Here is a 15,792-nt window from a genome sequence, read left to right as displayed (position 1 = left end):
TACCGGCACACTGGACGAGGTCCAGTTCCGGATCGAACACACTCCCGTATGACACGTGTGCTGACATACGGTACTCAGCATGCATATACGCCGGGTCCCCTTCGACCACCCCGACGCCGTGAAGCTGAACGACCAGGTCCAGGCCGAGTACGCGGTCCGCTACGGCGACGACGGCGACGCCACCGTCATGGCCGCGTCGGACTTCGTCCCGCCGAACGGCACCTACCTGATCGCGTACGACGCGTACGACTCCCCTGTCGCCTCCGGCGCCTGGCGTACTCAGAACGCGAACGACGAGGGCAACCTGGACGGCGACGCCGAGATCAAGCGCATGTATGTGGTCGACGGCATGCGCGGCCGGGGGCTGGCGCGTCGCATCCTGGCCGAGCTGGAGGAGGACGCCCGCGCGGCGGGCCGGACCCGCATGGTCCTGGAGACCGGCACGAAGCAGCCGGAGGCCATAGCGCTGTACACGTCCAGCGGCTACGAGCCGTGCGGGAAGTTCGGCTACTACCGGCACTACGAGTCGAGCCGCTGCTTCGCGAAGAGCCTCTGAAGCGTGGGGTGCTGAACATACGTCAGAGCCCCGGTCGGGATACCCGACCGGGGCTCTGAGCTGCGTGGACCTGAGGGGATTTGAACCCCTGGCCCCCTCGATGCGAACGAGGTGCGCTACCGGACTGCGCCACAGGCCCTTGCAACGAGTGAAACTTTAGCACCCCGATCGGCCTGCTTGGAAATCCGTTCCCCAGGGGCGGTCACCTGCGGGTTCGGGGGCTACTCGTTGGCGGCTCGCGGCCGGTCCCCGTCCTCGTACTGGTCGAACAGCGGGGTGCGGCCGCGCTCCCGGGCCCGCCGCGCGGAGGCCGCCCGGCGGGCGTCGGTGCGCCCGTCGCCGTCCGCCCGCTCCTCGGCGTGGGGTTCCGGCTCGCCGGGGACCGCGGCGTCGGCCTCGTCCTGGCGGTCCGGGGTGACGGCGCTGGAGCGTGCCGAGCTCCACGTGTCGGGAGCCCCGAGGTCGACGTCGCTGGTGGCCCGGGGGGCGACCGGTGCGGTCACGTAGGTCGGCAGGGGCACCGGCACCGGGTCCCAGCTGTCGCCCTGCCCGGGGCGCCGCTGCCGCTCGCGCTGCTGGTCGACCCACTCGGCGTGGTCGGTCTGCTCGACGAGTGCGCGCCGGTCGGCCGCGAGGGCGGACAGGCCGGGGTCGGTCACCGGCTCGGGTCCGTCCTCCGGTTCGTCGGCCTCCTGGTCGGCGGCGCGCCGGCCGGGGTGGCGCTGCCGCTCCCGCAGCCGCTGGGCCGCGAGCTCGGCCCGGCGGCGGTCCATCTGGTACGTGAAGCGGCGGCGCTCCTGCGTGCGCAGGTACGCGATGTACACGCTGAGCATGACCGCGGGCACGCCTGGCGCCCACAGGAACGCGAGGCCTCCGACCGCGGCGACGATCGCGCCGAGGGTGAAGGCGAGGAACAGCATGGTGGTGGTGCGCCGGCGGCGTGCGAGCACCTTCGAGCGCCGGGCACGTGCCGCGGCCGCCTGGGCCTGCGGCGACGGTCGGCGCCGGGCGGCGGGCACGCGGCCCTCCGCACGACCCTCCCCACGCCCCTCTCCGCGGGCCGCGGACGCCGCGTTCGGTGCGGGTGCCGGGCGGGCCGGCTGCTCCGAGGCGGGCGACGGTACGGGCGCCTGGGTCTGCGGACGCGTTTTGGACACGGCGAAGGCCCGGACGTCCACCGAGTCGGTGATGGCGTCCAGGTCGTCGGCGCCCTGCTCCCCCTCCTCGGTGGAGCGCGCCCGCAGGTCCTTGGCGTACCGGCGCTCCATCCCCGCCCGGCCGGAAAGCAGCCGGATGGCGGTGCTGAAGCGTTCCGTCGGACGGGCCTCGTTCAGCTCGTCCTGCCTACGGAGCCACATCGGCACCAAGTAGGCGGCCCAGGCCCCGACAATGACTGCGTAGATGAGGCCGCTGCTGCTCACGTCTCACACCGTAGAGGGGTTTGCGTGAGGCCATCTGCCAATTGAGCCGGTGTGTCGCACGATCTGGCTGATATTTCGAACTTTTTTTGTGACCGATGCGATCAGCAGACCGCCCAGGCCGGGAATTCATTGCCCTGAGACGGTCACTGGCCGATCATTTTCGAACACATATTCAATTTCCCGGGCGATGCCGGATTCCCGGATTACTCTGCGATCGTGCCCGGTGCCAGCGCCTCAGCAACCCGTCCGGCACCTCTTCCGCGGTGAGGGCGAACACGAGGTGGTCGCGCCAGCCCCCGTCGATGTGGAGATAACGGGGCCTGAGCCCCTCCTCACGGAATCCGAGTTTCTCCACCACCCGGCGGCTGGGCCCGTTCTCGGGGCGAATGCAGACCTCGATGCGGTGCAGCCCGACGGTGCGGAAACAGTGGTCCACGACGAGCGCCACCGCCGTCGGCATCACCCCGCGCCCGGCCACCGACTCGTCCACCCAGTAACCGACGTGCCCCGAGCACATCGAGCCCCAGGTGATCCCGGCGACCGTCAACTGCCCCACCAGCCGCCCCTGGTACTCGATGACGAAGGGCAGCATCCGGCCCGCGTTCGCCTCCGACCTCAGATGCCGCACCATCTGGCGGAAGGTCGGGCGGTGCGCGAGCGGCCCGCCGGGCGCGGGCGGCGGAATGGTCGCCTCCCAGGGGCGCAGCCAGTCGCGGTTGCGCCGGTTGACCTCGCGCCATGCCCGCTGGTCGCGCAGCTTTATCGGCCGGAGGACGATGTCGCCGTCCACCAGCTCGACGGGCCAGGATGCGCTGTTCAGCTCGCACCCCCCGGGCCGGGTCTGGGGTGGTCGCCGCCGCGGAGCTGCTCGACGGCGTGGACCAGCAGCGGCTCCAGGACGGCGAGCCCGTCCTTCACGCCTCCGCTGGAGCCGGGCAGATTGACGATCAGCGTTCGACCGGCCACTCCGGCCAGGCCCCGGGAGAGCGCCGCGGTCGGCACCTTCTCCCGGCCGTAGGCCCGGATGGCCTCGGCGATGCCGGGCACCTCGTGGTCGATCACCCGGCGTGTCGCCTCGGGGGTGTGGTCGGTGGGCGAGATGCCCGTACCGCCGGTGGTGACGATGACGTCGTAGCCGGTTTCGACACCGGCGCGCAGGGCCGCCTCCACGGGATCGCCGTCGGGGACGACCTGCGGGCCGTCGACCTCGAAGCCGAAGCCCTTCAGACCGGCGGAGACCATCGGGCCGCCCTTGTCCTCGTAGATCCCGGCGGCGGCCCGGTTGGAGGCGGTGACGACCAGGGCGCGATACGTCATGCCCGGCTCCAGTCGCCCGACTTACCGCCCGTCTTCTCTTCCACCCGTACGTCCGTGATGACCGCTCCCTTGTCGACCGCCTTGACCATGTCGATCACGGTGAGCGCGGCGACGGAGACCGCGGTGAGGGCCTCCATCTCGACCCCCGTACGGTCCGTGGTCTTCACGGTGGCCAGGATCTCCACGGCGTCGTCCGCGACCGACAGGTCCAGTTTCACACCGGAGACCGACAGGGGATGACAGAGCGGGATCAGGTCGGGGGTGCGTTTGGCACCCATGATCCCGGCGATCCGCGCGGTCGCGAGGGCGTCGCCCTTGGGGACGCCCTCGCCGCGCAGCAGTTCGATCACGCGGGGCGAGACGAGGACGCGTCCGCTGGCGCGGGCGGTGCGCGCGGTCACGTCCTTCTCCGACACGTCGACCATGCGGGCGGCGCCGGCGTCGTCGATGTGCGTCAGTCGGTCCTGCGGAGGAGTGTCCTGCGTAGGGGGATCCTGCGTGCTCATGCTGTGTGGCGCTCCCGGTCCGGGCCTGCTGTGCGCGACACGGTACCCCCAACCAGCGGCTATCGGCCGAGCAGGACCACCTCGACCTCGGCGTCGGGCTCGACGGACTCGGTGTCCTCGGGGACGACGATCAGCGCGTCCGCGTGGGCGAGGGCCGCGACCAGATGGGATCCGGCGCCGCCGACCGGGGTCGCCCGTCCGTCGGCGAAGGTGGCCCGCAGGAACTGCCGGCGACCCTTCGGGGAGGTCAGGGCCTTGTCGGCGACCAGGGTGGCCCGGGTCGTAGGCCGGTGGACGTCGTCCAGGCCCATGAGGGTGCGGATCGCGGGGCGGACGAACAGCTCGAAGGAGACGTACGACGACACCGGGTTGCCGGGCAGGGCCAGCAGCGGGGTGTGGTCGGGGCCGATGGAGCCGAAGCCCTGGGGCTTGCCGGGCTGCATGGCCAGCTTGCGGAACTCGATGCCGCTGCCCGCCTCGTCCTCGTCGCCGACGTGGGACAGAGCTTCCTTCACCACGTCGTACGCCCCGACGCTGACACCGCCCGTGGTGACCATCAGGTCGGCGCGGACCAGTTGGTCCTCGATGGTGGAGCGCAGGGTCTCGGCGTCGTCGGCGACGGCGCCCACGCGGTAGGCGATGGCGCCGGCGTCGCGGGCGGCGGCGGTGAGGGCGAAGCTGTTGGAGTCGTAGATCTGACCGGTGCGCAGTTTCTCGTCCGGCTGGACGAGTTCGCTGCCGGTGGAGAGCACCACCACGCGCGGGCGCGGGCGGACACGTACCGTGCCGCGGCCGATCGCGGCGAGCAGGCCGATCTGGGGCGGGCCGAGGATGGTGCCGGCCCGCAGGGCGCGGTCGCCGGCCTTCACGTCGCTGCCCTGGGCGCGCACATGCGCGCGTGCCTCCGCCGGGCGGTACACCTGCACGTGGCCCGAGGCGCCCTCGGGGCCGAGGCTGCGGGCGCGCATCCCGCGCACCGGGCCCTCGCCGAGCCCTCCGTCGGTCCACTCGACGGGCACGACGGTCTCGGCGCCGGGCGGCAGCGGGGCGCCGGTCATGATGCGGGCCGCCTGGCCGGGGCCCACCTGGAGCAGGTCGGCCTGGCCGGCCGCCACGTCCCCGACGACCTCCAGGGCCGCCGGGTACTTCTCGCTCGCGCCCGCCACGTCCGCGACCCGTACCGCGTAGCCGTCCATGGAGCTGTTGTCGAACGGCGGCAGGGACACCGGCACCGTGATGTCCTCGACCAGGACGCAGCCCTGGGCGTCGAGCAGCTGCAGCTCGATGGGTTCCAGGGGGCGGACGGTGGTGAGGATGTCCTCCAGGTGCTCGTCCACCGACCAGAGGTGGTCGGGGCCCGAGTGGTCCTGGACCGGGGTGCGGGACGCGGCGCTGCTCAACGGGTTACATCTCCTCGGCTACGTAACTGCGAAGCCAGGTCCGGAAGTCCGGGCCCAGGTCTTCACGTTCGCATGCGAGTCGGACAATGGCACGCAGGTAGTCGCCGCGGTCGCCGGTGTCATAGCGGCGGCCCTTGAAGACGACGCCGTGCACCGGGCCGCCGATCTTCTCGTCGGCCGCGAGCTGCTGGAGGGCGTCCGTGAGCTGGATCTCGCCGCCGCGGCCGGGCTCGGTCCGGCGCAGTATGTCGAAGATGTGCGGGTCGAGGACGTAGCGGCCGATGACCGCGTAGTTCGACGGGGCGTCGGACGGGTCGGGCTTCTCGACCAGGCCGCCGACCTTGACGACGTCGCTGTCCTCGGTGGTCTCCACGGCCGCGCAGCCGTAGAGGTGGATCTGCTCGGGGGCGACCTCCATGAGCGCGATGACGCTGCCGCCGCGCTGCTCCTGGACCTCGACCATGCGCTGGAGCAGGGGGTCGCGGGGGTCGATGAGGTCGTCTCCGAGGAGGACGGCGAAGGGCTCCTCGCCCACGTGCGGGGCGGCACACAGGACGGCGTGGCCGAGGCCCTTGGGGTCGCCCTGGCGGACGTAGTGCATGGTCGCGAGGTCGCTGGACTCCTGGACCTTGGCGAGGCGGCCGGCGTCGCCCTTCTTCTGAAGCGCCGACTCCAGTTCGTAGTTGCGGTCGAAGTGGTCCTCGAGGGGGCGCTTGTTGCGGCCCGTCACCATGAGGACGTCGTCGAGACCCGCGCCGACGGCCTCCTCGACCACGTACTGGATCGCCGGCTTGTCGACGACCGGCAGCATCTCCTTGGGAGTGGCTTTGGTGGCCGGCAGGAACCGGGTGCCGAGGCCTGCTGCGGGAATGACAGCCTTGCTGATCCGAGGGTGTGCCTGAGTCATGCCCGCCACCATATCCGGTGCCTTTGGACGGAATCTGCGACTCCGGTTCATAGGCGCTCATATGAGCGTATTAGAACGGTACGGGAGCAACCTTTGAGTCACATCGGACGTCCGGGTGAGCCTGACAAGCGGATGTTGCGGCGAGAGCTCCTCTCGGTGAGGAACAGGTTGACGGCGGATGACCTGCGGGAAACCTCGGCAGCACTGGGCGGGCGGGCGCTGGAGCTGCCTGAGTTGGCACGGGCCGGCACGGTCGCGGCGTACGTCTCCGTGGGGAGTGAACCGGGGACGCTCGCGCTCCTGGACACGCTGCGCGCCCGGGGCGTGCGCGTCCTTCTTCCGGCCCTGATGGCCGACAACGACCTGGACTGGGGCGTCTACGAAGGCGAGGGCTCGCTCGCGCGTGTCCGGCACGGCGGCGGCAGGATGGAGCTCTTCGAGCCCTCCGGCGAGCGCCTCGGACCGGACGCCGTGACCACCGCCGACGCCGTGCTGCTGCCGGGGCTCGCGGTCGACGCGCGCGGGATGCGGCTCGGGCGTGGCGGCGGCTCGTACGACCGGGTCCTGGCGCGGCTGGAGCGGGCGGACGCCCGGCCTTCCCTGGTGGTGCTGCTGTACGACTCCGAGGTGATCGAGCGGGTCCCGGCGGAGCCGCACGACCGGCCGGTGCACGCGGTGGTGACTCCCTCCGGGGTGCGGCGGTTCGGGGAGCGGACCGGCTGAAGACGGAGCGGACCGCCCGAAGACGAGGACGGCCTTCCACGCGCGCGTGGAAGGCCGTTTCTCATCGTGCGGGCGTCAGCGGCTCACGGTTTGAGCACCAGCTTGTCGGTCGCGCTGTCCTCGACCGCCTTGTCCGAGTAGGACCACGGCAGCAGTTCGCCGTCGGCCCACTTGTCCGTCTGGTCGACGTAGTGGGCGCTGTAGGCGTGCCCGGACGCGCCGGAGAGGTTGATCCACTTCGACTTGTCGAGGTCGCCGAGGTTCACGACCATCCGCATGGACGGCACCCAGACGACGCTGTAGCCGCCGGCGGCGTTCCAGCCGGTCGCGTTGACCGTCGCCTCGCCGCCGCCGAGCCTCCACGGGCCGCGGTTGAGGGCGTATTGGACGAAACCGGGGCCCTCGGTGCCGAGGGTCTGGTTGTCCAGGAACAGGCGGTGCAGCCGGCCCCAGCTCCAGCTGTCGATGTCCTTGCCGAGCTTGGCGGTCAGCTCCCAGCGGGCGTCGATCATGGCCCGCCTGAACAGCTGGTCGCGGTTGGCGGCCGGGGGACGGGTGCCCGCCTCGGGCGTCTTCCACCAGTCGCTGTCGGGCTGCTCCATCAGCTTGCGGACCACCTCGAACCAGCGGTCGCCACCGTCGGGCTGCGCCTGGTCGGGGTCGCGCTGGCCGCACTCGCGGACCTCCTCGGTCTCGTCGGCGGGCCCGGTGGTGTTGACCGGCTTGACCCACAGGCACTGGCCCTTGGGCCGCAGCTCCTTGGGCAGCTTGTTGCCGAAGGCGAGCTTGAGGATGTTGCGCCAGACCGCGTTGAAGTAGGCCGCGGCGGCCGAGTCGGCGTCCTGGGTGTAGTCCCAGCCCTCGAGGAGCTTCTGCGCCTCGCGGACGTCCTTGTTCTCGGGGTCGATCTTCAGCAGCGTGGGCACCAGCAGCCGGGCGATCTCGCTGCTGTTGTCCAGCTGCATCTGGCGCATGTCGTCCGTGGAGACCTTGCCGCCGTCCTTGATCTTCGACTGGATCAGGTCGCTTATCCGCTGGCTGCGCGTGCCGTAGCCCCAGTCCTCGGTGAGCGTGTAGGGGTACTTGTCCGGGTCGATCACGGCCTGGTTGGCGGTGACGATGTAGCCGCGCTTCGGGTTGTACTCGTACGGCAGCGCGTCCTGCTCGATGTAGCCGGTCCAGCGGTACTCGGGGTCCCAGCCGGGCACCGGGAGCGAGCCGTCGTCGCCCTCCGCGCGCGTGGGGATCCTGCCCGGGAGGGTGTAGCCGATGTTGTCCTGGGTGTCCGCGTAGATCAGGTTCTGCGAGGGCACCTCGAACTGCGCGGCGGCCTTGCGGAAGCCGTTCCAGTCCTTCGCCTTGTCCATGGCGAATACGGCGTCCATGGTGGTGCCCGGCTGCAGCGCGGTCCAGCGCAGCGCGACGCCGTAGCCGTCGCCTCTGTCGGGTGCGGCGGCGTCGACGCCGGCCTTCTTGCCGACCTTCACCAGCTCTTCGTCACGGTCCGACAGCAGGGGCCCGTTGTTGGTCTCGCGGACGACGATCTTCTTGGGCTCGCCGCCGGCGACCTTGATGGTCTCCTCGCGCGTCTCGAACGGCTTGATCTTGCCGTCGTACTGGTAGCCGTCCCCGGTGATCTTCTCCAGGTAGAGGTCCGTGACGTCGACACCGGAGTTGGTCATGCCCCAGGCGATGTCCTGGTTGTGACCGATTATCACGCCGGGCATGCCGGCGAAGGTGTAGCCGGAGACGTCGTACTGGCACGCGCTGGAGACACTGCGGCAGTGCAGGCCCATCTGGTACCAGACGGACGGCAGCGAGGGGCCCAGGTGCGGGTCGTTGGCCAGCAGCGGCTTGCCGGTGATGGTGTGCTCCCCGGAGACGACCCAGGAGTTGGAGCCGATGCCGTCGCCATTCACGCCGACAGCCGACGGGAGGTCGTCCAGGACCTTGGTGAGGCCGGTGAGCTGGCTCTGGAGGCCCTGCGCGCCGGAGCCCGCGGAGCTGCCCGAGGCGCTGCCGCCCGTGCCGGTGGAGGCACCTGCGGTGGATCCGCCGCTCGTGCCGGACGTGCCGCTGGTGCCGTTCTGTTCGAACGTGCCCGTCAGCTCGTTGTACTGGCCCTCCTGGACGATCGCCTTGTTGCGGCCGGACGGATACTCCGGGTACAGGTCGGCGACCTCCTTCGGGCCGAGGCGGCTGGTCAGCAGGGCGCGGTCGACCTCGTCCTGCATGTTGCCGCGCAGGTCCCAGGCCATCGCCTTCAGCCAGGAGACCGAGTCGACCGGGGTCCAGTTCTGCGGCTTGTAGTCGTTGGTGAAGCCGAGTGCCGCGTACTCCAGGGAGATGTCCTTGCCGTCCTTGCCCTGGAGGTAGGAGTTGACCCCCTTGGAGTACGCCTGGAGGTACTTCTTCGTGGAGGCCGACAGCTTGGTGTCGTACTCCTTCTTCGCGACCCGGTCCCAGCCGAGCGTGCGCAGGAACTCGTCGTTGTCGACCTGGCTCTTGCCGAACATCTCCGAGAGCCGCCCGGAGGCCATGTGGCGGCGTACGTCCATCTCGTAGAACCGGTCCTGCGCCTGGACGTAGCCCTGCGCCATGAACAGGTCCGCGTCGGATGAGGCGTAGATCTGCGGGATGCCGTAGTTGTCCCGTTTGACCTCGACCGGCCCCGAGAGGCCCTTGAGCGTGAGGGTGCCCGTGGTCTGCGGGAAGGAGGCCCGGACGGTGCTGACGGACCAGTACCCCCCGAAGGCCACGCCCCCGATGAGGGCCAGCACCAGGACGAGCAGGACCAGTCGGGCTTTGCGCCCCTTTCTCCTGCCGGACTTGCCGGGCTGCTGGCCCGTGGAGGCGGTGGTGTTGGGGGGCATCGCTGTCCTTGCTGTCCTAACGCGAGCGGCAGGTTCGGCTGTGCTTTTAACTGAGCGCTGGAGCAACGATAGGCGCAGGGCCTTGCGCCCCTTGACGCGGAGTCGGGAACCGGCACGGACGAACGTTCGATCTTGCCCTCGGAAGCGTCAAGAAATCGTCAAGAGTTAGGTAAGGTAACGAAGTAGTTGGCGCGGTGCGCCACAGCTTCATGTGCGATGTACGTGAGCCCACGCGCGCGTGCGTGCGGGCCAGGGAAGGATTCGGCCGCTGACTGTTCACCACCTCAACCAGCTCTTGCTCGTCTGCTCGCTCGTCCTGCTCGTCGCCGTCGCAGCGGTACGGATCTCCTCGCGCAGCGGGCTCCCCAGCCTGCTCGTCTACCTGGGCATAGGCGTCGCCATGGGCCAGGACGGCGTGGGCGACATCCACTTCGACAACGCCGAACTGACCCAGGTCATCGGATACGCGGCCCTGGTCGTGATCCTGGCCGAGGGCGGTCTGGGCACGAAGTGGAAGGAGATCAAGCCGGTCATGCCGGCCGCCACGGCACTGGCGCTGGCCGGTGTCGCGGTGAGCGTCGGGGTCACGGCGTCGGCGGCGCACTACCTGATCGGGCTCGAATGGCGGCAGGCGCTCATCATCGGCGCGGTCGTCTCCTCGACCGACGCGGCGGCCGTCTTCTCCGTGCTGCGCAAAATCCCACTCCCCGCGCGCGTGACGGGCACCCTGGAGGCGGAGTCCGGCTTCAACGACGCCCCGGTGGTCATCCTCGTGGTCTCCCTGTCCACGGCGGGCCCGGTCGAACACTGGTACGTACTGCTGGGCGTGATCCTGCTGGAGCTGGCCATCGGCGCGGCCATCGGACTCGCGGTGGGCTGGCTGGGCTCCTGGGGGCTGCGGCATGTGGCACTGCCCGCCTCCGGCCTCTACCCGATCGCCGTCATGGCGATCGCCACCGTGGCCTACGCGGCGGGCGCGCTCGCCCATGGCAGCGGCTTCCTCGCGGTGTACCTCGCCGCGATGGTGATGGGCAACGCGCGACTGCCGCACTGGCCGGCCACGCGCGGCTTCGCCGACGGGCTCGGCTGGATGGCGCAGATCGGCATGTTCGTCATGCTCGGCCTGCTGGTCACCCCGCACGAGCTGGGCGACGACATCGTGCCCGCGCTGGTCATCGGGCTGGTCCTGACCGTGGTGGCACGTCCGCTGGGCGTCTTCGCCTGCCTGCTGCCCTTCCGGGTGCCCTGGCGGGAGTCGGCGCTGATGTCGTGGGCGGGCCTGCGCGGGGCGGTACCCATCATCCTGGCGACCATCCCGATGGTGAAGGGCGTCGCCGCCAGCGACCGGATCTTCAACATCGTCTTCGTCCTGGTCGTCGTCTACACGCTGGTCCAGGGCCCGACTCTGCCGTGGCTGGGCCGCAAGCTGCGCCTCGGCGACGGTTCGGAGGCCGCCGACCTCGGCATCGAGTCGGCCCCGCTGGAGCGGCTGCGCGGGCATCTGCTGTCCGTGGCGATCCCCGAGGGGTCGAAGATGCACGGCGTGGAGGTGGGCGAGCTGCGGCTGCCGCCCGGCGCCGCCGTGACCCTCGTCGTGCGCGCGAACGAATCGTTCGTTCCGCTTCCCACGACGGTGCTGCAACGCGGGGACGAGCTGCTCGTCGTGGCCACGGACCCGGTCCGGGACGCGACGGAGAAGCGGCTGCGGTCGGTGGGCCACGGCGGCAAGCTGGCCGGATGGCTGGGGACGGACGGGGCCGGTCAATAAAGACCGGTTCGCGCCGATTCGTATGCGCAAGGCGGGTTTACAAGGCCAGCGGACCCCTGGTGCTCGCTTTCACAGGCACGCAGCCCCTTGACCCCTGTACGATGAAGGCGTACCCAGATCGAACCAACTCTGCCTGACGCAGAGCTGGCGCGACCGTATGGCGGTCGGGTCGCCCCTCCTCACCGGGCCCCGGCATCTACCGCAGTTCCGCGCAAGAGGACAGCTCTCGGCTCCGCCCGCTGACCGGGCCGTGCTACCAGGCGGCAGAAAGGCACGGGCCGTGGCGTCCACGGTCACCTCGAAGAAGCCGAAGAACTCGAAGAACGCGAAGACCTCGCAGAACTCGACGGCTTCCGCCCGCCCCGGATACGGCCGGCTGCTGCGCACCCGCGGCGCCTGGACGTTCCTGCTCCCCGGCTTCGCGGCACGCCAGCCGTTCGCGATGCTGACGATCTCCATCGTGCTGCTGGTGCAGCACACCACCGGCTCCTACGGAGCGGCGGGCGCCGCCGCGGCCGCCACCGGTGTCTCCATGGCCCTGTTCGCGCCCTACAGCGGCCGCCTCGCCGACCGCTACGGGCAGCGTGCCGTACTGATCCCCGGGGTGCTGCTGCACGCGGTCTCCGGGCTGACGCTGACGGCCCTCGCGCTGCTGGACGCCCCACTGTGGGCGGTGTTCGTCGCGGCCGTCCCGACCGGTGCCTCGGTGCCGCAGGTCGGGCCCATGGTGCGGGCCCGCTGGGGCGTGAAGCTCAAGGACTCGCCCCTGATGACCACCGCGGCGGCCTTCGAGTCCGTCACGGACGAACTGACCTTCGTCGTCGGACCGCTGCTGGCCACCGCCCTGTGCACGGCGATCGACCCGGCCGCCGGACTGGTCACCGAGGCCTCTCTGACACTGATCGGCGGTCTGCTGTTCGCCGCCCAGAAGAGCACCCAGCCCTCGGTCGAAGCCGGCGGCCACGCGCGCGTGGAGCACACCTCCGCGCTGCGCGTCCCCGGCGTGCGCGTGCTGATCGTGACCTTCCTGGGCATCGGTGCCGTCTTCGGCGGCATGCAGGTCTCGCTGGCCGCGTTCACCGAGTCGATCGGCGAACCGGGCCTGAACGGCGTCCTCTACGGCGTCTTCGCCGCGGGCAACATGCTCTCCGGCCTGGTCTGCGGCGCGATCGCCTGGAAGGCGGCCCCGCAGCGGCGCCTGGTCATCGGCTACACGGCTCTCGCCCTCACCGCCTCGGGCCTGTGGGCCGCCCATTCGGTGCCGGTCCTGGCCGGACTCGGCCTGCTGGTCGGCATGTGCGTCGCGCCCGCCCTGATCACCGGCTACACCCTGGTCGACGGACTGGTCCCGGCCGGTGCCCGTACCGAGGCCTTCACCTGGCTGACCGGCGCGGTGGCACTCGGCCAGGCGGCCGCCGTCACCGTCGCCGGGCAACTGGAGGACCGCCTCTGGGACGGTGCCGGTTTCCTGGTGCCCATGGGCGGCACCGTGCTCGCCCTGGCGACCCTCCTGGCCCTGCGTTCCCGGCTGTCGGGGCGTGCCCACGGGCGGACGGTCGCACGTGGCGTGGGTCACCGCGTGCCGGTGGCAGTGGACTGAGCGGCTGGAATACGTCACTATGGACCGTCGTTAGCACTCATCGAGTGAGAGTGCCAGGAGGAAGACAGTGCCGACCTACCAGTACCAGTGCACCGAGTGCGGCGAAGGCCTCGAGGCGGTGCAGAAGTTCACCGACGACGCCCTCACCGAGTGCCCGAACTGCCAGGGCCGCCTGAAGAAGGTGTTCTCCGCGGTCGGCATCGTCTTCAAGGGCTCCGGCTTCTACCGGAACGACAGCCGCGGCTCCTCCTCGAGCAGCTCCCCGGCGAAGTCGTCGAGCTCCTCCTCGTCGTCCTCCGACTCCGGTTCGGGCTCTGGCTCGGGTTCCGGTTCGAGCTCGTCTTCGAGCTCTTCGTCGAGCACGGGCAGCTCCACCAGCAGCAGCACCACCGCCGCGTAACACCTGATTCCTCCGGGACCCTGCCGCCCTTCGGGCGACGGGGTCCTCGGCGTTTGTGCGTGCGGTTAGGGTGCGGACATGGCGAACAAGGCGAACGTGGCGGGCTCGGCGGGCAGCTCTGCGGGCAGCTCTGCGGGCAGGGAGAGCGCCGGGATCGGCGTCATAGGCGGCTCCGGGTTCTACTCCTTCCTCGACGACGTGACCGAGGTGCAGGTCGACACCCCGTACGGGCCGCCCAGCGACTCCCTCTTCCTCGGTGAGGTCGCCGGCCGGCGGGTCGCCTTCCTGCCGAGGCACGGGCGGGGCCACCACCTGCCGCCGCACCGGATCAACTACCGGGCCAATCTGTGGGCCCTGCGGTCGGTCGGCGTGCGCCAGGTGCTCGCCCCGTGCGCCGTGGGCGGCCTGCGTCCCGAGTACGGGCCCGGCACGCTGCTGGTGCCTGACCAGCTGGTCGACCGCACGAAGTCCCGCGCGAACACGTACTTCGACGGAGAGCCGCTGCCCGACGGGTCGGTGCCGAACGTGGTGCACGTGTCGCTGGCCGACCCCTACTGCTCCGCGGGGCGGGCCGTCGCGCTGAAGGCGGCGCGCGGCCGGGACTGGGAGCCGGTGGACGGCGGCACGCTGGTCGTGGTCGAGGGGCCGCGCTTCTCGACCCGTGCCGAATCGTTGTGGCACCAGGCCCAGGGCTGGTCGGTCGTGGGGATGACCGGGCATCCCGAGGCGGCACTCGCCCGTGAGCTGGAGCTCTGCTACACGTCCCTGACCCTGGTCACCGACCTCGACGCGGGTGCGGAGAGCGGGGAGGGCGTCTCGCACGACGAGGTGCTGCGGGTGTTCGCGGCGAACGTGGGGCGGTTGCGGGACGTGCTGTTCGACGCGGTGGCGGGGTTGCCGGGGGAGGACGAGCGGGACTGCCTGTGTGGCGGGGCGTTGGGTGGGATGGATCCGGGGTTCGCGTTGCCGTGACCGGCAGGCCCATCGGCAGGCCCCCTTCTCTGAGGGGGCGGAACTCGCCGTTCGGGTGAGGGAGTTGTCCACAGGCTGGGGGTGGCTCCACAGGCCTGAGCGGGCGGCGGCGGGAAGCCTCATCGTGGGGAGCGCAAGCCGGTCCTCGTCGCAGGTGGTGGTTTCCCGTGTCCCTCGCTCCGCTCACGTCTTCCCTGTCCGGCGGCGCACCCGTCGCCGCGCTCCCGCCCGGCCCTGAGGTGCCCGCGACGCGGGAGGTGCCGCGCTTCGATCCCGTGCGGGTGCGCGGGGGCCTGTACCGGTCGGGCCGGCTCGGAAGGCACCGTCGGCGGGCTCTGGCCGTCGGGCTCGCGGTCACCGCGACCGCGCTGGTGGCGGCGGGACCGCGAGACGGTGACGGAGCCCGTGGTCAGCCCCGGGATCAGTCACCCGCGCACACGGCCTCGGTGTCCGGGGAGCGGTCCGCGGGGACGCGCGGTGCCGCAGGGGCGGCGGGGGCGGTGACGGCCCCGATCCGGATCGCCGACGCGGCGACGGTACGGCTGCTGCGGCCGGGCGACCGGGTCGACGTCATCGCCGCCGAGGGGACGGTGGCGGGCGGCGACGCCCGGGTGGTCGCGCGCGGGGCCAGGGTCACGAAGGTGCCGGAGCCCTTGGAGGGCGCGGCCGACGGCGGGGCGCTGGTCGTGCTGTCGGTGCCGCGTCCCACCGCCGCCCGGCTGGCCGGGGCGAGCGCCACCGCGCGGTTGGCGGTGACGCTGTGGTGATGCTGTGCACGATCTCGTCAAGGCCCTCGTTCGAGGGGCCCGGATGCTCTGTTCGGCCCAGCGTTGACGTAGGTTGCGGAGCGTTTTGTTCCACAAGCTGCTCGTGCGAGGAGAGACCCCGAGGTGAGCGAGAAAGAGGAACCGAGCGTCTGGCAGGGCTTCAAGGCCTTCCTGATGCGCGGGAACGTCGTCGATCTGGCTGTCGCGGTGGTGATCGGCGCCGCGTTCACGAACATCGTCAACGCCATGGTGAAGGGAATCGTCAACCCGGTCGTGGGAGCCATCGGGACCAAGAACCTCGACCACTACAGCTCCTGCCTGAGCTCGACGTGCGAGGGCGAGCAGGGCATCCAGATCCTGTGGGGTTCCGTTCTCGGCGCCGCCCTGAGCTTCGTGATCACCGCGGCGGTCGTCTACTTCCTGATGGTCCTGCCCATGGCGAAGTACCTGGCCCGGCAGGAGGCCCGCCGCAAGGCGAAGGAGGGCGCGCAGGAGGTCATCGAGGTGACCGAGCTGGAGGTCCTGAAGGAGATCCGGGACGCCCTGGTCGCCCAGCGTGGTGCGGGGCACGACCGGGAGTAG

Annotated in this window: 15 protein-coding genes and 1 tRNA gene; 8 read left to right on the top strand and 8 right to left on the bottom strand. The window is 70.8% G+C overall.

From position 1 onward, the window contains the following. Positions 1-79 precede the first annotated feature (79 nt). Positions 80-556 (top strand): GNAT family N-acetyltransferase, encoded by a 477-nt coding sequence (locus tag AC07DF_RS28680; RefSeq protein WP_478977427.1) that lies wholly within the window; start codon positions 80-82, stop codon positions 554-556. Positions 557-621: 65 nt separating this feature from the next. On the opposite strand, the gene AC07DF_RS28675 is transcribed toward AC07DF_RS28680, so the two are convergent. The 7 genes from AC07DF_RS28675 to galU form a co-directional block, all read right to left on the bottom strand. Further along, positions 622-695: transfer RNA gene (locus tag AC07DF_RS28675), tRNA-Ala, on the bottom strand. A gap of 82 nt (positions 696-777) precedes the next feature. Then, positions 778-1,977, bottom strand: coding sequence for a divisome protein SepX/GlpR (sepX, locus tag AC07DF_RS28670; RefSeq protein ID WP_478977424.1), 1,200 nt, complete (start codon positions 1,975-1,977; stop codon positions 778-780). 172 nt (positions 1,978-2,149) lie between these two features. Next, positions 2,150-2,770: a GNAT family N-acetyltransferase gene (locus AC07DF_RS28665; protein WP_478977946.1), complete on the bottom strand. Its 621-nt coding sequence runs from the start codon at positions 2,768-2,770 to the stop codon at positions 2,150-2,152. 23 nt (positions 2,771-2,793) lie between these two features. Then, positions 2,794-3,294: a MogA/MoaB family molybdenum cofactor biosynthesis protein gene (locus AC07DF_RS28660; RefSeq protein WP_478977421.1), complete on the bottom strand. Its 501-nt coding sequence runs from the start codon at positions 3,292-3,294 to the stop codon at positions 2,794-2,796. Further along, the gene (gene moaC / locus AC07DF_RS28655) at positions 3,291-3,800 is read right to left on the bottom strand and encodes a cyclic pyranopterin monophosphate synthase MoaC (protein ID WP_189726848.1); all 510 of its coding nucleotides are present in this window, start codon (positions 3,798-3,800) and stop codon (positions 3,291-3,293) included. The genes AC07DF_RS28660 and moaC overlap by 4 nt, the downstream gene beginning before the upstream one ends. Before the next feature lie 59 nt (positions 3,801-3,859). Beyond that, the gene (glp, locus tag AC07DF_RS28650; protein WP_478977417.1) at positions 3,860-5,200 is read right to left on the bottom strand and encodes a molybdotransferase-like divisome protein Glp; all 1,341 of its coding nucleotides are present in this window, start codon (positions 5,198-5,200) and stop codon (positions 3,860-3,862) included. 4 nt (positions 5,201-5,204) lie between these two features. Beyond that, positions 5,205-6,107, bottom strand: coding sequence for a UTP--glucose-1-phosphate uridylyltransferase GalU (galU, locus tag AC07DF_RS28645; RefSeq protein ID WP_215120866.1), 903 nt, complete (start codon positions 6,105-6,107; stop codon positions 5,205-5,207). 132 nt (positions 6,108-6,239) lie between these two features. Here galU and AC07DF_RS28640 point away from each other — a divergent pair, with 132 nt between their 5' ends. Continuing rightward, positions 6,240-6,830 (top strand): 5-formyltetrahydrofolate cyclo-ligase, encoded by a 591-nt coding sequence (locus AC07DF_RS28640; RefSeq protein ID WP_478977943.1) that lies wholly within the window; start codon positions 6,240-6,242, stop codon positions 6,828-6,830. Positions 6,831-6,913: 83 nt separating this feature from the next. Here the strand turns inward: AC07DF_RS28640 and AC07DF_RS28635 are convergent, their stop codons facing one another. Further along, on the bottom strand, positions 6,914-9,703 hold the full coding sequence (locus AC07DF_RS28635; protein ID WP_478977413.1) for a penicillin acylase family protein: 2,790 nt from the start codon (positions 9,701-9,703) through the stop codon (positions 6,914-6,916). Positions 9,704-9,941: 238 nt separating this feature from the next. On the opposite strand from AC07DF_RS28635, the gene AC07DF_RS28630 reads away from it, so the two are divergent. The 6 genes from AC07DF_RS28630 (at position 9,942) to mscL (ending at position 15,792) form a co-directional block, all read left to right on the top strand. Then, positions 9,942-11,471, top strand: coding sequence for a potassium/proton antiporter (locus AC07DF_RS28630; protein ID WP_478977410.1), 1,530 nt, complete (start codon positions 9,942-9,944; stop codon positions 11,469-11,471). A 280-nt stretch (positions 11,472-11,751) separates the two neighbouring features. Further along, on the top strand, positions 11,752-13,071 hold the full coding sequence (locus tag AC07DF_RS28625; RefSeq protein WP_478977407.1) for an MFS transporter: 1,320 nt from the start codon (positions 11,752-11,754) through the stop codon (positions 13,069-13,071). A 67-nt stretch (positions 13,072-13,138) separates the two neighbouring features. Then, positions 13,139-13,471, top strand: a complete 333-nt coding sequence (locus AC07DF_RS28620; RefSeq protein WP_478977404.1) for an FmdB family zinc ribbon protein — start codon at positions 13,139-13,141, stop codon at positions 13,469-13,471. A 78-nt stretch (positions 13,472-13,549) separates the two neighbouring features. Further along, on the top strand, positions 13,550-14,443 hold the full coding sequence (locus AC07DF_RS28615) for an S-methyl-5'-thioadenosine phosphorylase (RefSeq protein ID WP_478977401.1): 894 nt from the start codon (positions 13,550-13,552) through the stop codon (positions 14,441-14,443). 239 nt (positions 14,444-14,682) lie between these two features. Then, positions 14,683-15,210, top strand: coding sequence for a hypothetical protein (locus AC07DF_RS28610; protein WP_478977940.1), 528 nt, complete (start codon positions 14,683-14,685; stop codon positions 15,208-15,210). Positions 15,211-15,333: 123 nt separating this feature from the next. Then, positions 15,334-15,792: a large conductance mechanosensitive channel protein MscL gene (mscL, locus tag AC07DF_RS28605; RefSeq protein ID WP_478977398.1), complete on the top strand. Its 459-nt coding sequence runs from the start codon at positions 15,334-15,336 to the stop codon at positions 15,790-15,792.

This window comes from Streptomyces sp. NPDC044719 (genome assembly GCF_056433405.1).
This window is presented reverse-complemented; position numbering and strand designations above follow the sequence as displayed.

What these genes read in the sequence shown, in the direction of transcription:
- AC07DF_RS28680 (WP_478977427.1), top strand. Translation starts at nt 80, where the DNA reads ATGCATATACGCCGGGTCCCCTTCGACCACCCCGACGCCGTGAAGCTG.
- AC07DF_RS28660 (WP_478977421.1), bottom strand. Translation starts at nt 3,294, where the DNA reads ATGACGTATCGCGCCCTGGTCGTCACCGCCTCCAACCGGGCCGCCGCC.
- moaC (WP_189726848.1), bottom strand. Translation starts at nt 3,800, where the DNA reads ATGAGCACGCAGGATCCCCCTACGCAGGACACTCCTCCGCAGGACCGA.
- galU (WP_215120866.1), bottom strand. Translation starts at nt 6,107, where the DNA reads ATGACTCAGGCACACCCTCGGATCAGCAAGGCTGTCATTCCCGCAGCA.
- AC07DF_RS28640 (WP_478977943.1), top strand. Translation starts at nt 6,240, where the DNA reads ATGTTGCGGCGAGAGCTCCTCTCGGTGAGGAACAGGTTGACGGCGGAT.
- AC07DF_RS28635 (WP_478977413.1), bottom strand. Translation starts at nt 9,703, where the DNA reads ATGCCCCCCAACACCACCGCCTCCACGGGCCAGCAGCCCGGCAAGTCC.
- AC07DF_RS28615 (WP_478977401.1), top strand. Translation starts at nt 13,550, where the DNA reads ATGGCGAACAAGGCGAACGTGGCGGGCTCGGCGGGCAGCTCTGCGGGC.